This window comes from Flavobacterium johnsoniae, from assembly GCF_030388325.1.
In the GTDB taxonomy this organism is placed as follows: domain Bacteria; phylum Bacteroidota; class Bacteroidia; order Flavobacteriales; family Flavobacteriaceae; genus Flavobacterium; species Flavobacterium johnsoniae_C.
This window is the reverse complement of record NZ_CP103794.1, coordinates 1,184,758-1,199,565: the sequence shown is the minus strand read 5'-3', so window position 1 is coordinate 1,199,565 and position 14,808 is coordinate 1,184,758. Positions and strand designations below refer to the sequence as shown.

The window sequence follows — 14,808 nt, the reverse complement described above, 5'->3', positions numbered from 1 at the left end:
TTTTAATCTTAGTAAATAAACTATCTATTTCACTTCTTTTATGTCATCCATTTTCCAACTTTTATCAAAGTAAGCCGTTGTTGGTCCGTAAAAACGCATATAAGTAAACCAATGTTTTCCTGGTAAAGTCTGAACCCAATTTTTCTCTTTTCCTACGGGAGCTTTAGGTCCAAAATACAAATCGACAGAACCATCCGAATTTTTTATCAAATCTTTACGCGAAGACAAATCGGCATTTTTTTGAGGATTATCAATCAGACATCTTGTTGCAGAATCATAAACTGTAATCGACCAGAAATTAACTGCTGGCGGATTTGCTGGAATATTTAAAATATAGTTTTTTGAACCATCTAACCAGTTTCCATTATTATCAAAATAAGCCCCTAAATAAGCTTGACCAACATTTGGTATTTTAGTCATCATAGCTTTAGAATAAGTAACTGCTTCATAGAAATAAGATGATCTTTCGAAAAACTCATCATAATTGGCTGCGCGTTGAGAGGGATCTGAAAGTATCATAACATAATCCCATTTTTTATCTGGCCAATGTTTAACATCTGCAAAACGTTTTTCAAAAGAATTTGCCATTGCCATTTGCTGTCCTTTTTCGGCTGCAGCAATTAAAATTTTCTTCTGACGTTCGTCTGGTGCAAAAGGTTTTCCTTTTTCGATGCCTAAATTTTTAAGCCAAGCCATAAAAAAACGATCACGCTCTTCTACTGGTTCGTCTTGCAAAATAGCGTGAAGACGTTCCCAATATTTAATTCCCGAAGGCTGGATTCCGTACCAGTTTTTATCAGTAGGCGGGCTTATAACTTTTGTTGCTGTTGGATTTGCTCTTTGTGCGTAAGGATAAATTTTTACCTTTTTCAGCAATTCTTCTGTAACTTTTGGATCTGGATCTAATGTTCTAAAACCAAAAAACATATTTACAGTATAACATGGAATTATGTAATAACCATCTGCTTTAAAATCTTTCATTGTTGGCGGTACAAGAACATATTTCCCTCCTTTTCCTTTGTCTGGTCCCATTTCGCCAATTGTAGCTTGTTCTCTCTGCCAAAAATCTGCTAGTCCTCCAGCGGTTTTTCCAGCGGGCATTTCTATAACTGTTGGGCCATTTGCTTTCAAATCTATAAAAGACATGACATAAGGAGTTGTAGCATTTGCCGTCAATATTCCTAATCTGTCATGATAAGAATTGTACAAAACAAGATCATTACTTGTTGCGTTAAATGCTTTGTAATGTTGTTGTTGCCATTCGGCGAAAGCCACAATTGGAAGTCCCCACAAATAACATTGTGTTGCTTGCTGAAAATCCATTTCGTCAAACAATAAAGGAATAGATTCTTTTGAAGGCAAATCACCATCCATTTTTATTTCTGAACTAGATTGTGAAATCGCTTTTGAATCTGGATTTTTTATAGTTGATTCTTTACATCCAAAATTTAATAGTAACGAAATTAGAGCTAAAATTATAAGGCATTTACTTTTCATACTAAATCTGTTTTATGGTTTGAAATCATTTGAAATTAATCACCAAAAACCCGTTTCTATTTTTCTGTAGCTTAAAGCAATAAGAACAAGGTGGAATTGTTTTCGTAGAAAAATGAGAGAATTATTTTTCTAAAAACTTCTCATAAAACTACTGAGGGAATATAAAAGCCACAACCGCTCTTAATCCCCAATCTGGCTTAATAGATTGATGTCCAACAACTGGAATTAAAGGCATAACGGCAAATTGCATGGTCTGACCGCCTAATTTTGTAATTGCACCAACATTAGGACTAATTGTAACGAGAGTTGTATTTCCTTGCCAGTTTTGAGTAATTTCTGAAGTAACTCCTAAACTCGCACCGCTTTTATAACTATGTGTTAGAAATATTTGCGTATAAAACTGGTTGAAATCTGCACGATCTGAAGCTCCTGCAACAGACCAAATTTGATTAGCCAAAAAACCTATAGAAAGTCCTTTTCCCTGATGCATTACCAAAACACTTGGTCCAATTCCAAATTTTTCTGTTCCTAAAAATTTTTCTGTAGCAGTTGGCACCAAAAAGGCTGGGCCGGCTCCAAAGATGATTCCTTTTGTTTTAGGAGCAAAAAAAGCGGTTACTGTTGCATCGCTTAAACCAAATTCGTGTGTGTTTTCGCCCGTAACATCCTGCTGGTCTACAACTGGAAGAATATAACGCGTAATTAAATTTAGATTTTCACTTAATTTAAACGGAACGACTGGCTGAATGTTAATCTGATATTTTATTCCATTATACGGACCAATTCCATAAGTAAGATTATTTTGCAGCGGAACACTAATTAAACTTGCCACAGGATTTGCCATTTTATCGGCAAGTTCTTGCGCACTACTTCCTGCTTTTGATGCTTCTTCTTGAGCAGAAATTGTAAAAGTGAAAAGAATCAATATTGCTAAAAAAATATGTTTCATGCGGCTTAAATTTATTTGTTAAAAAAATTCATTCTCAAACCATTATATTGTAACAATTATTTTTTCATTTAATCTGCAAAAACCTTTTTCCAATCTTCTTTCATGTTGATAACATGGTATTTGTTTTTTGCTGCTGTGTTGAGTGATAAATTATCTTTTTCCTGATAATTGAATTCTCTGATTGAATCATTATGATTTACCAGCATTTGAAACGAAGGATATTTACTTCCTTGCGAATATTTTAGCATAGCAAGATCTCCTGCACCGCCTTCATTTCCGCAAGCAAAAACAGGGCGTTGTCCGATATGTAACTGAATGCTAACTGGTTTGCCTTCTTTATCATTAAATAAATCTAAAGCTGGTTCTCTAAGCACCACATTTTTGTCTGGATCGTATTTGTATTTGAAAGAAGTTCCGACAACTTGCTCTTTTGGAATACCGTAAAAATCTTCAGAAATTCCTCTAACCACTTCGATTGTTCCGCCTGTTACAATAAATGTTTTAAATCCGTTGGCACGCAGATAATTAAGCAGTTCCAATTGAGGTTGGTAACGTATGCTTTTCAGCGCAGTTTCTTTTCCCGGAATTTTTGCGACTTTAAAAAATTCGGCAACAGAAGTTTCAAATTCATCTTCAGACATTCCTGTGTGTGTCGCTGCTACCAATTCGATAAGCGCTTTATCTCCGCCTTTTGCGAAATAGCTTTTGTCTTTTTCGAGCACTGCTTTAAATGGTTGTTTTTGAGCTAAAGCAGGATTAGCTTCTACCATTTTTTTTACTCTATAAAAAGCAAATAATTCCTGAACTAAAGGTTTTTCGGCCCAAAGCGTTCCATCATTATCAAAAGTTGCAATTCTGTTTTTTTGCGGAATAAAATCAGGACTTCCTTCTTTAGTTACTTTTTCAACATAAGCAATGATGCCTTTTTTTAGCGCAGTGTCATTCCAGCTTGGCAACGGATCGCCATTTACGATCGTTTCAGTTTGTTTGCTTTCTGTCGTTGTGGAGGTTGCAGGTTCAGATTTTTTACAAGAGAATAAAGATAAAACGACGAATGATAAGATAAATATTCTTTTCTTCATGATGTTTGTATTTTATTAAAGAGATTCAGGATTTTACGCCTGAATCTCTTTTGTGATTATTTTCTATTTTTTCTTTTTTGAAGCTGTCTGTTCTTCCTCTTTTAATTTAGGCATTACATTTTTCTCTATGTATTGTTTTGCTTTTATATCCTTCATGGCTTCTTCCATGATAGTATACGCTGAGAAGCTTGGAGGAATTGATCTTGGAGGATATTCTTTAAATGTTTCTGCAAATACAACCACATCTTGAATTGCACCATACATCATCTGAACGTGATTTAACTGCCATTCCCAAAATGAATTAGAAGTTATATCTGCTCTTTCGAAAGGATCCTGATAAAGGTTGAATATTTTCTGCAAACGCAATTTTGTAAATGGTTCTGCCCAAACCCCCATTGTACCTTCTAAGCGTTGTTCAGCAAAAACATATTTATAATCTCCTTCTCTTAAACCTACCAAAAGACCATCATCATCTGTATAAAAGAATTTATCTCTGGCACTTTTTTGTGTTTTGCCAAGTAAAAAATTACTTTGATCATAACCATCTAAATGCACTTTGTAAGTTTTTCCGTTTGCAGAGTATCCTTTTAGAAGTTTATTTGTTATATCTGGTTCTCCTGCAATAGAAGCAAGAGTAGGAATCCAATCATTATGACTCATTAACTCAGTAGTTACAGCTCCTGCTTTAATATGTCCAGGCCAGCGAACAATACAAGGTACACGGAAAGCTCCTTCCCAGTTTGTATTTTTTTCTGAACGATATGGTGTCATCGCAGCATCTGGCCATGTATTCATGTGAGGGCCATTATCTGTAGAATAAATAACGATTGTATTATCTGCAATTCCTAGTTCATCTAATGCCTTAAGAATGCTTCCGATCGTTTCGTCATGCTCAATCATACCATCAATATATTCACTATCTCCATGAGTATATCTTCCTCTGTGCTCTGGTCTTACGTGTGTACGAAGGTGCATACGTGTAGCATTAAACCAGCAGAAAAATGGTTTTCCGCCTGCACTTTGTCTTTTGATAAAATCAATAGCTGCCGCAGATGTTTCGTCATCTACAGTTTCCATTCTTTTTTTAGTTAAGGCACCTGTATCTTCAATTTTTTGTTTTCCAACTCTACCAAAACGAGGATCTGTAGTCGGATCATCAACATTTGTTGCTGTACATTTTAAAACTCCTCTTGGACCAAATTTTTTCAAATATTCTGGATCTTTAGGATAATCTGGCAATTCTGGTTCTTCTTCTGCATTTAAGTGATAAAGGTTTCCAAAGAACTCATCAAAGCCATTTACAGTTGGCAAACTTTCATTACGATCGCCTACGTGATTTTTACCAAATTGTCCTGTAGTATAGCCTAAGCTTTTCATAATACCTCCAATAGAAGGATCTAACTGACTCATTCCCATTGGCGCTCCAGGAAAACCTACTTTTGTCAATCCTGTTCTAAGACCATGCTGTCCTGTTAAAAACGCCGCACGTCCTGCAGTGCAGCTTTGTTCTCCATAGTAATGTAAAAAACGTAAACCTTCATTGGCTAAACGATCAATGTTTGGGGTTGTATATCCCATAACGCCGTCGCTGTAAGCGCTAATATTAGTTGTTCCGATATCATCTCCCCAAAGAACCAAAATATTTGGTTTTTTTTGGGCTGTTACAGAAACTCCTGCAAAAAATAGTAATGTAAATACTTGTAGAGTATTTTTAAATCCGCATTTTCGTTTGATTTGTTTCATGATAATAAAAATTCGTTAATGATTCTTGTTATATATGTATGAATTGTGAATCCAAAAAACAAATGGGAAATAATGGGTAAGCTTTCAAAAAACAACTCCTAATTAAAGTTTCATTTTTTGATATGTTTCAAATGCATTTTACATTAAAATCTGAAACATTTTTTTTTAACTTTTTTTTAAGTGACTCAAAATTAACTAATAAAAAACCGAACTATAGCATTTATTCGGCATGAGCTTGTTTCATTTTATAATATGAAACAACAAAAATTTAGAATCTGCAACAAGATGTTTCATTTTACAAGATGAAACCTATTCTATCTTCAAAAAAATAAAATGAGAAAGTATAAAAACAAAAAAAGCCGCTTATTAAATAAGCGGCTTTTTTTGTTTTTATGAAAATCTGATTAATCTATTTGAGAAACTCTCATTGTATTAACCATTCCTTTTTCTTTAATTGGCATTGCTGCAAGGTTAATTAAATAATCTCCTTTTTGAGCATAACCTTTTTCAACTGCAATTTGATTTACATCTGTTACAGTATCATCTGTACTTTCTTCATTATCATAGTAGAAAGATTTTACTCCCCATAATAAATTCAATTGTGTTAAGATTCTTCTGTTTGAAGTAAATACTAGTATATGAGCTGTTGATGGTCTCCAAGCTGAAATTTGAAAAGCAGTATAACCACTGTTTGTTAAAGTACAGATTGCTTTAGCTTCGATTTCATTCGCTAATAAAGCTGCTTGGTGACAAACAGTTTTAGTTACAAAACGGTTTGTTTTAATTTGTGGAGTATTTTGAGGAACTTGAATAAGCGGAGAGTTTTCTACTGCTTCGCAAATTTGAGTCATTCTCTGGATAACTTGTACTGGATAGTTTCCTGTAGCAGTTTCTCCAGACAACATTACTGCATCTGCACCGTCCATTACTGAGTTAGCAACGTCGTTTACCTCTGCTCTTGTTGGAGTTAAACTCGTAATCATTGTTTCCATCATTTGTGTAGCAACAATAACAGGAATTCTAGCCGTTTTAGCTCTTCTGATCAAATCTTTTTGTACCAATGGCACTTCGTGAGCAGGAAGCTCAACACCAAGATCTCCACGAGCCACCATTAAACCATCGCAATATGCTACAATTTTGTCCATGTTCTCAAGAGCTTCTGGCATTTCAATTTTAGCAACAATTGGAATTTTAACATCTGAATGCTTCGCAATTAATTCTTGCAAATCTTGTAAATCGCGAGGAGTTTTCACGAATGAAAGTGCAATCCAGTCTACTTTTTGCTCAATTGCGAAAATCGCATCAGCAATATCTTTTTCAGTTAAAGCTGGCAAAGAAATTTTTGTGTTTGGAAGATTAACCCCTTTTTTAGATTTTAATTCTCCACCTTGAATAACTTTAGCAACAACTTCTGTTTTTTTATCTGTTGAAACAATTTCAAAAATAAGTTTACCATCGTCAAGCAAAATACGCTCTCCAACATTTACATCATTTGGAAAATTTTGATATTTCATAAATGCTTTTTTTGCATTTCCGACAATATCTTCTGCTGTTGTAAAAGTAATTTCATCACCATCATGTACAACAGTTCCTTCTTCCATTACACCAACTCTAAGTTTTGGTCCTTGCAAATCTCCTAAAATTGCAGTAGTGTACCCAAACTCTTCGTTTAGGCCTCTAATAATGTTAATCTTTTCTTTTACTCCTTCGTAATCTGCATGCGAAAAATTGATTCTAAACACATTAACACCTGCTTCGATCATGTCTTTAATGATCTCTCTTGTACTACAAGCGGGGCCAAGTGTAGCAACAATTTTGGTTTTCTTGTTTGTTAGCATTTTTTTTAAAAAATTAGATTGTTTTTTGATTTTATATTGTCCGTATCAACAGCATAAATTGCTGCAATACTTTCGATTGTTTTTAATTTTTGTTGAATTTCTGAAAAATTAAGCGCCTCTTCGCTATTATCAATTTTCAGGAAAAAATCGACTTTTTTAAATTCAGGAAGTAAATGAATTGTTGTCGAAACCTCACTTGTTTCATTAGAAAACAAATTCTGAAAATCATTTGTACTCACAGAAATGATTTCGTTTTTATTCTGAATTAAATTCCAGGAAACAGCTTTTTCTTCATCATAATAATAGAATCTAGAAAAATTTGCTTCACCTTCCTTAGTTTGAGCATGGATCTCGTTTTTGCTCTTACTTAAGTTTATCGGAAGGATTTTATTGATAAAATAGGCTAATCTATAATCTTCTAATGAAGTATGAATTGCCATTAAATAATAATCAATTTCGTCAAATTCGTCTAAATCCAATTTATGAATAGCCATGTCTTGAAAAATCAAGTTGTAAATATACTATTTCTAAACGGAGCATCAACAGTTATGACATGGTACTTTTGTTAAATTATAAACGAAAACGATGTAGCCTTGTGATACTTACAACATTTTTGTAACTATTTCTTGTCAATTTTTTCTTGAAACGCAAAATAAGCTCTTTGTGATGCTTTTTCTTCAGCTTTCTTTTTTGAAGTTGCTCGCGCTCTTGCTACAACTTTATCATCAATACTAAGCTTTACACCAAATAAACGTTGTCCGTCAATACCGTTATCTTCAAAAATGTCATAATGAAAAACTCTTTTTTCTTTCTGGCACCATTCGATAACAAGACTTTTATAACTTATAACTTTTCCTTCTAATCGTGCAATATCTACATAAGGTGTAACGACTCTTTTTTCAATAAATTTCTCGCAGAAAGAATAGCCTTTATCCAGATAAATTGCTCCAATTAGAGATTCAAAAATATTACCGTGAATGTTTTCTCCAAAATGTTGAATTGGCACTTTACTCTCTACAAATTGCACTAAATTCAAATCCTTCCCTAATTCGTTCAAATGCTCACGGCTTACAATTTTTGAACGCATTTTGGTTAAATAACCCTCATCGCCATTTGGAGCTTTATTAAATAAATGTGCTGCAATTACGGCACTTAACATAGCATCTCCTAAAAATTCCAATCGTTCGTAATTAATAGGCTGGCCGCTTTGATCTAACTTATTAGATGAGCGATGTGTAAACGCTCTTCTATAAAAATCAATGTTAGTTGGCTGAAAACCAAGAATTTTCTGAATAGTGTCAAAAAAAATCCCGTCTTCTAGAGAACGGGATTTAGAAAATATTTTTTTGATAATATTCATATACAGAAATTAGTCAGCTAATTTTTTAAACAATACGCAAGCATTGTGTCCACCAAAACCAAATGTATTACTCATAGCAACATTTACCTCTCTTTTTTGAGGTTTGTTTAAAGTAAGGTTTAAAGATGGATCAATATTTTCGTCAACTACAGTATGGTTAATCGTTGGAGGAACAATTCCGTGCTTCATTGCCAAAATAGAAGCAATTGCTTCAATAGCTCCGGCAGCACCAAGTAAGTGTCCTGTCATTGATTTTGTTGAATTGATATTGATGTTTTTAGCATGCTCTCCAAAAACTTTGCTGATCGCTTTTAACTCAGCAACGTCTCCTAATGGAGTAGAAGTTCCGTGAGTGTTAATGTGATCAACTTGATCTGGAGTCATTCCAGCATCTCTTAAAGTGTTTTCCATTACTGCAATTACTCCAATTCCTTCCGGATGTGGAGCTGTTAAGTGGTAAGCATCAGATGACATACCGCCTCCGCCAATTTCGCAATAGATTTTTGCACCTCTTGCTTTTGCGTGCTCATAATCTTCAAGAACCAATGCTCCTGCTCCTTCACCTAAAACGAAACCATCTCTGGTTGCATCAAAAGGTCTTGAAGCTGTTTCCGGACTTTCATTTCTTGTAGATAAAGCGTGCATAGAACTAAAACCTCCCATACCTGCAATTGTAACAGCAGCTTCAGAACCACCAGAAACAATAACATCGCACATTCCTAAACGAATGTAGTTGAAAGCATCAATTAATGCATTTGCAGAAGATGCACAAGCAGAAACCGTTGTATAATTTGGTCCCATATATCCATTTCGCATAGAGATATGTGCAGGCGCAATATCGGCAATCATTTTAGGAATAAAGAACGGATTGAACTTTGGAGTTCCATCGCCTTTTGCATAATACAAAACTTCTTCTTGAAAAGTTTCTAAACCTCCAATTCCTGCTCCCCAGATAACACCAACTCTTTGTTTGTTTACATTATCATTTGTAATTCCAGCATCTTTAATAGCTTCATCACTGGCAGCAATAGCGTATTGTGCAAATTTATCTAATCGACGAGATTCCTTGCGATCCATGTAATCTTCAATATTGAAGTTTTTCACTTCGCAGGCAAATTTCGTTTTATGCTTTTCTGTATCATAATATGTTATAGGAGCCGCTCCGCTAACCCCATTCACAAGTGCATCCCAATATTCTTGGATATTATTCCCGATAGGAGTAAGTGCACCTAATCCTGTTACAACAACTCGCCTTAATGCCATAAATATGTATTTTGTACTTTAAACAAATAAAACCCACGCTTTCTTAACTTATTGTTACTTAAGAGCCATGGGAATTACAATATAAATATATCTTTTTGATTGAAAATCAATCGAAATTTAAATTTTAAAAAAATAATAACACCCGACCTCGTGATACACAAAAATCGGGTGTGGTATTATTATTTTTTAGCTTCCTCGATATAAGAAATAGCTTGACCAACAGTAGCAATGTTTTCTGCTTGATCGTCTGGAATTTGAATATCAAATTCTTTTTCGAATTCCATAATAAGCTCAACAGTGTCTAATGAGTCAGCTCCCAAATCATTAGTGAAGCTTGCTTCTGTTACAACTTCGTTTTCGTCAACACCTAATTTGTCTACGATAATCGCTTTTACTCTTGATGCAATGTCTGACATAATCTTTAATTTTAGAATTTAATTTGTTGGCAAAAATAAAAAACTTTATTTTAAAACAACTATTTAGTTTATAAATGTAACACTAATTTATAAAATTAATTTCAAGAAAGGTCTTTTAAAGCTATTTATTTTCGATTTTTATTCCGTTTTTTGCAGTCTCAAAACACACAGCTTTATGAAAAAAATTATCGTTTTTGCCTCAGGATCAGGAACTAACACAGAGAACATTATAAAATATTTTTCGAACACCGAAATTGCAAAGGTCGTTTCTGTTTTTACAAATAATGCTTCGGCAAAAGTGATCGAAAGAGCAAAAAATCATCAAATTCCAGTCGAAATCTTCTCAAAAAACGAACTTTTAGAGCGTAATGTCCTACAAAAAATCCAAAAAATCGACCCGGATTTGATAGTTCTTGCTGGTTTTCTTTTAAAATTTCCTGAGAACATAATCGAAGAATATCCAAACAAAATAATAAACATTCATCCGGCACTTTTACCTAATTATGGAGGCAAAGGAATGTACGGAATGCACATACATAGAGCCATAGTTAATAACAAAGAAAAAGAAACAGGAATTTCTATTCATTATGTAAACGAACATTATGATGAAGGCGGCATTATTTTTCAGGCAAATGTGGCGTTAACAGACGAAGATACGCCAGAAACTGTTGCAGAAAAAATTCATGAATTGGAGCAAAAACATTTTCCAGAGATTATTCATAGATTATTAGATACAAATTCAAATATTTAAATTCCAAATTCAAATTTGAACAATCTAAAATCTAAAATCTGCAATCTAAAATAAATTGATGAATCACGAAGTACATATATATACAGATGGCGCGGCAAAGGGAAATCCTGGCAATGGAGGTTACGGCGTGGTAATGGAATTGGTTGGCACTCCATATAAAAAAGAGTTTTACGAAGGCTTTAGATTGACTACTAATAATAGAATGGAACTTCTGGCTGTAATTGTTGGTTTGGAAAAACTTAAAAATCCAAACATGAAAGTTCTGGTAGTTTCAGATTCTAAATATGTGGTTGATTCTGTCGAAAAAAAATGGGTTTTTGGCTGGGAAAAAAAAGGATACAAAGACAAAAAAAATCCAGATTTATGGAAACGCTTTCTTGTTGCTTACCGAAAACATCAAGTAGATTTTAAATGGATTAAAGGCCACAATAATCATCCGCAAAACGAACGCTGCGATCAATTGGCGGTCATGGCATCTATGCAACCCAAACTTTCCGTAGATGAATATTACGAAAAAATCGGTTCTAAAGAATAAAAAAAAACGCATCAATTACTTGATGCGTTTTTAATTTCTAACTTAAAAAAATCTATTCTTCTTTATCTAAATCTTTTGCTGTTTTAAATCCAACCAAAAGTCCGATTCCTGCCATTATAAAAATAATTGAAGGATAAACTGCTCCGTCATTAAGAGCAGTATAAGTTGTGATAATCAAAGCAAGAAAAATTCCAACTCCACTTCCTATTAATAAAAATGCCAGATTTACAACAAAGATTTTCCATGCCGAATTTGCTTTGGCTCTTCCTTTTAAAAATATGCTGGCGTCAACACCTTTTTCTATAAGCGCTAAACGCTCTCTATTTCTTGTTGAATAAATGAGGTAAACGATTCCAAAGATCATTGCGAAAAGACTAAACGGTACTAAAACTTGTGGTCCCATAATTTTTATGTTTTTATAATTGATTGATACTCCATAGGACGAGGCTTTTTAATTTGAGGTTACAAGTTTTGATGAAAAATTTCAATATTTAAATTTAAAACTTCAAAAACCATTGATAATCAATTAATTTTGAATATCAAAACTTTGACAAAGTTTTAACGAAGTCAACAATTGGTTCCGAAGCTTCGGGATGGAATTTTAAAAAACTTGGAATTTATTTTTTAAAATTCTTGTAACCTAAAATAACAATCTGTCGTCCTATATAATATGAGTACAATACCAGATCAACATTATATCGATAGAATCCTGCAGGGCGAGACTAATTTGTTTGCCGTGCTGGTTGATCGTTATAAGGATATGATTTTTACATTGTCGCTCAAAATGGTTAAAAATAGAGAAGAAGCAGAAGAAGCAGCTCAAGACACATTTATTAAAGTATATAATTCTTTGAGCAAATTTAAAGGCGATTCTAAATTCTCAACTTGGATTTATAAAATCTCATACAATAATTGTTTAGACCGTTTAAAGAAAAACAAAAAAGAAGATTTTAATATTTCTATAGATGAATTTTCATCGCATTTAGTCAAAACGATGGACAATGCTTTGAGCGCTTTAGAAGAAAAAGAACGAAAGCAGGCAATTCAGAATTGTTTAAATTTGTTGCCAAGAGAAGACAATTTCCTGCTTACTTTATTTTATTTTGAAGATCAGAATTTGGAGGAAATTGGAAAAATCATGAATTTAAATGCTAATAATGTCAAGGTAAAATTATTTAGAAGCCGACAAAAATTAGCCACTATTTTAAAGAAGCAGTTAGAACCGGAAATAATTGAATGTTATGAAAGAGGAAGATAAAAATATAGAAAATCTTATCGAGAAAATGATGGCTGATGACACTTTGCAATCTCCATCTGCCGACTTTACATCGAATTTAATGTCGCAAATTCTTGTTGCTGAAAAGGCAAAAATTAAGCCTTACAAACCTTTAATTTCTATTACAACATGGATTTTTATTGGAGTCGCTTTGGCTCTTTTAATTGCTTATAATGTGTTTTTTGCCGGGACTCAAAACAATCTAGAAATGGGAAAATCATATACAGATAAAATCTCTACAGTAGTTTCTGGAATTCATATTTCAAAAACTTTATTGTATGCTATTTTAATCGTTCCTTTTATGGTTTTGATTCAAGTTGGGGTCTTGAAGAATTATTTTGATAAGAAGTATCAGTTGTAAAATTCAAAATAGTCTTCTCTTTTATAAATGTAATCTTTTCCTAAGTAGCAATCTTGACTTATATCATACCTATTTATATATAGAAAATAGGCTATTGTGAGATATTCATCATTTTTCAAATTGGATTTATTAAGCTCTAATTCTCCCTTTCGAGATGATGCTTTAGAATATTTTTCTAAAAATTTATTAAACCCCAAAGCTGAATAGTCTTTTTCTATTTTAGGATTTATTTTAAATCTTTTAGGATACTTTGGATTCTTCAATAATTTATTATCAAAAACAAATTCTTTATTTAAAACTTCATTTAAGAAAAATTTAAAAGATTTAAATTCTTTAGAATAATATTTTTTGTAAAAGAAAAACAATTCGTTTCCATCTGTCAACATAATTTGATTGCTATTTGTACGAATATATATGTCGGAAAATGATGGTGGTGGTGGTGGCAATCTTACTGCGCCATTAATTGTGTCCCCACGATCAGCCAACATCTCAATCATTTCCTCAGAAAAATTAGGTTTCTTTCTTTCACAAGAAAACAAAAGACATAAAACTATTAAAAGGATAATTCTCCGCATAATTGAGATTTCAGATTTAAACAAATCTAACGAAAAATTTTTTCAAAATATTAGTTGCATCTTAGTTCTAGAAAACCTATTTTAATCTTTCTAAAAAATCAATTTTAACCAATTCATTTACAATAGTTTTACTTCGAAATCGTTCTCTTTTTTTTAAGAAAATTTTGAGACCATAAACCGTTGCAAGATTGTAACTTATGAAGTATCTTTGCACCCTAATTCGAAATTCATAAAATGAATAAACTATTGATTGTTGGAACAGTTGCTTTCGACGCGATTGAAACTCCTTTCGGAAAAACAGATAAAATTTTAGGTGGTGCTGCAACCTACATCGGATTATCAGCGTCATTTTTTAACTTACAATCGGCTATTGTTTCTGTAGTTGGAGACGATTTTCCTCAAGAACATTTAGATTTATTGACTTCAAAAAATATCGATATCTCTGGTATCGAAATTGTAAAAGGAGGAAAGACTTTTTTCTGGAGCGGTTTGTACCACAACGATTTGAATTCTAGAGACACTTTAGTTACTGAATTGAATGTTTTGGCTGATTTTCAGCCAAAAGTTCCTCAAAACTACAAAGATGCTGATGTTGTAATGTTAGGAAACTTACACCCATTAGTACAAAGCAGTGTTTTAGACCAAATGGAGAAAAAACCAAAATTAGTTGTTTTAGATACAATGAACTTTTGGATGGATTGTGCTCTTCCAGAATTATTAGACGTTATTAAACGTGTAGATGTTATTACAATCAATGACGAAGAAGCAAGACAACTTTCTGGAGAATATTCATTAGTAAAAGCCGCTGCTAAAATCCAAGATATGGGACCAAAATATGTGGTGATTAAAAAAGGAGAACACGGCGCACTTTTATTCCACAATAGAGAAGTATTCTTTGCACCAGCTTTACCATTAGAAGAAGTTTTTGATCCAACAGGAGCAGGAGACACTTTCGCAGGTGGTTTCTCTGGATTTATTGCGCAAAGCGAAAACATTTCTTTTGGAAACATGAAGAATGCAATTATTTATGGTTCTAATTTAGCTTCGTTCTGCGTAGAAAAATTTGGAACAGAAAGGATGGAAACATTAAGCAAAGCCGAAGTAGCGATTCGATTACAGCAATTTAAGTCGTTAACTCAGTTTGACATAGAAATATAATGCG

At 33.2% G+C, this 14,808-nt stretch carries 16 protein-coding genes; 5 read left to right on the top strand and 11 right to left on the bottom strand.

Going from position 1 to position 14,808, the window contains the following annotated elements:
• Positions 1-24: 24 nt before the first annotated feature.
• From NYQ10_RS05370 to NYQ10_RS05330, 9 genes are all read right to left on the bottom strand, one after another.
• Complete coding sequence (locus NYQ10_RS05370) at positions 25-1,497, bottom strand: DUF1254 domain-containing protein (RefSeq protein WP_289879221.1); 1,473 nt, start codon at positions 1,495-1,497, stop codon at positions 25-27.
• 148 nt (positions 1,498-1,645) lie between these two features.
• Complete coding sequence (locus NYQ10_RS05365) at positions 1,646-2,446, bottom strand: hypothetical protein (RefSeq protein WP_289879220.1); 801 nt, start codon at positions 2,444-2,446, stop codon at positions 1,646-1,648.
• A gap of 68 nt (positions 2,447-2,514) precedes the next feature.
• Positions 2,515-3,528 (bottom strand): HAD family hydrolase, encoded by a 1,014-nt coding sequence (locus NYQ10_RS05360; protein ID WP_289879219.1) that lies wholly within the window; start codon positions 3,526-3,528, stop codon positions 2,515-2,517.
• A gap of 63 nt (positions 3,529-3,591) precedes the next feature.
• Positions 3,592-5,271 carry an arylsulfatase gene (locus tag NYQ10_RS05355; protein WP_289879218.1) on the bottom strand — a complete coding sequence of 560 codons (1,680 nt, stop codon included), beginning with the start codon at positions 5,269-5,271 and terminating at the stop codon, positions 3,592-3,594.
• A gap of 404 nt (positions 5,272-5,675) precedes the next feature.
• Positions 5,676-7,109: a pyruvate kinase gene (gene pyk, locus NYQ10_RS05350; protein WP_289879217.1), complete on the bottom strand. Its 1,434-nt coding sequence runs from the start codon at positions 7,107-7,109 to the stop codon at positions 5,676-5,678.
• Between the two features lie 5 nt (positions 7,110-7,114).
• Complete coding sequence (locus NYQ10_RS05345) at positions 7,115-7,603, bottom strand: IPExxxVDY family protein (protein WP_109191320.1); 489 nt, start codon at positions 7,601-7,603, stop codon at positions 7,115-7,117.
• Between the two features lie 125 nt (positions 7,604-7,728).
• The gene (rnc, locus tag NYQ10_RS05340; RefSeq protein ID WP_276171381.1) at positions 7,729-8,469 is read right to left on the bottom strand and encodes a ribonuclease III; all 741 of its coding nucleotides are present in this window, start codon (positions 8,467-8,469) and stop codon (positions 7,729-7,731) included.
• Positions 8,470-8,478: 9 nt separating this feature from the next.
• Positions 8,479-9,732: a beta-ketoacyl-ACP synthase II gene (gene fabF / locus NYQ10_RS05335; RefSeq protein WP_289879216.1), complete on the bottom strand. Its 1,254-nt coding sequence runs from the start codon at positions 9,730-9,732 to the stop codon at positions 8,479-8,481.
• A 179-nt stretch (positions 9,733-9,911) separates the two neighbouring features.
• Entirely contained in the window at positions 9,912-10,148 is a 237-nt protein-coding gene (locus NYQ10_RS05330; protein ID WP_007137004.1) for an acyl carrier protein, read from the bottom strand.
• Between the two features lie 175 nt (positions 10,149-10,323).
• Between NYQ10_RS05330 and purN the strand changes: the two genes are divergently transcribed.
• A complete protein-coding gene (gene purN, locus NYQ10_RS05325) occupies positions 10,324-10,899 on the top strand; it encodes a phosphoribosylglycinamide formyltransferase (RefSeq protein ID WP_289879215.1) in 576 nt (191 codons plus the stop codon).
• A 58-nt stretch (positions 10,900-10,957) separates the two neighbouring features.
• Positions 10,958-11,434 carry a ribonuclease HI gene (rnhA, locus tag NYQ10_RS05320; protein WP_289879214.1) on the top strand — a complete coding sequence of 159 codons (477 nt, stop codon included), beginning with the start codon at positions 10,958-10,960 and terminating at the stop codon, positions 11,432-11,434.
• A 52-nt stretch (positions 11,435-11,486) separates the two neighbouring features.
• Here the strand turns inward: rnhA and NYQ10_RS05315 are convergent, their stop codons facing one another.
• Positions 11,487-11,837 (bottom strand): DUF6249 domain-containing protein, encoded by a 351-nt coding sequence (locus NYQ10_RS05315; protein WP_276171387.1) that lies wholly within the window; start codon positions 11,835-11,837, stop codon positions 11,487-11,489.
• Between the two features lie 267 nt (positions 11,838-12,104).
• On the opposite strand from NYQ10_RS05315, the gene NYQ10_RS05310 reads away from it, so the two are divergent.
• The gene (locus tag NYQ10_RS05310) at positions 12,105-12,692 is read left to right on the top strand and encodes an RNA polymerase sigma factor (RefSeq protein WP_289879213.1); all 588 of its coding nucleotides are present in this window, start codon (positions 12,105-12,107) and stop codon (positions 12,690-12,692) included.
• Positions 12,676-13,071 (top strand): hypothetical protein, encoded by a 396-nt coding sequence (locus tag NYQ10_RS05305; protein ID WP_289879212.1) that lies wholly within the window; start codon positions 12,676-12,678, stop codon positions 13,069-13,071. Before NYQ10_RS05310 ends, NYQ10_RS05305 begins: the two co-directional genes overlap by 17 nt.
• Here the strand turns inward: NYQ10_RS05305 and NYQ10_RS05300 are convergent.
• Complete coding sequence (locus NYQ10_RS05300; protein ID WP_289879211.1) at positions 13,062-13,646, bottom strand: hypothetical protein; 585 nt, start codon at positions 13,644-13,646, stop codon at positions 13,062-13,064. The two genes, NYQ10_RS05305 and NYQ10_RS05300, sit on opposite strands and share 10 nt — an antisense overlap.
• Positions 13,647-13,880: 234 nt before the next feature.
• Here NYQ10_RS05300 and NYQ10_RS05295 point away from each other — a divergent pair, with 234 nt between their 5' ends.
• A complete protein-coding gene (locus NYQ10_RS05295; protein WP_035646428.1) occupies positions 13,881-14,804 on the top strand; it encodes a PfkB family carbohydrate kinase in 924 nt (307 codons plus the stop codon).
• Positions 14,805-14,808 lie beyond the last annotated feature (4 nt).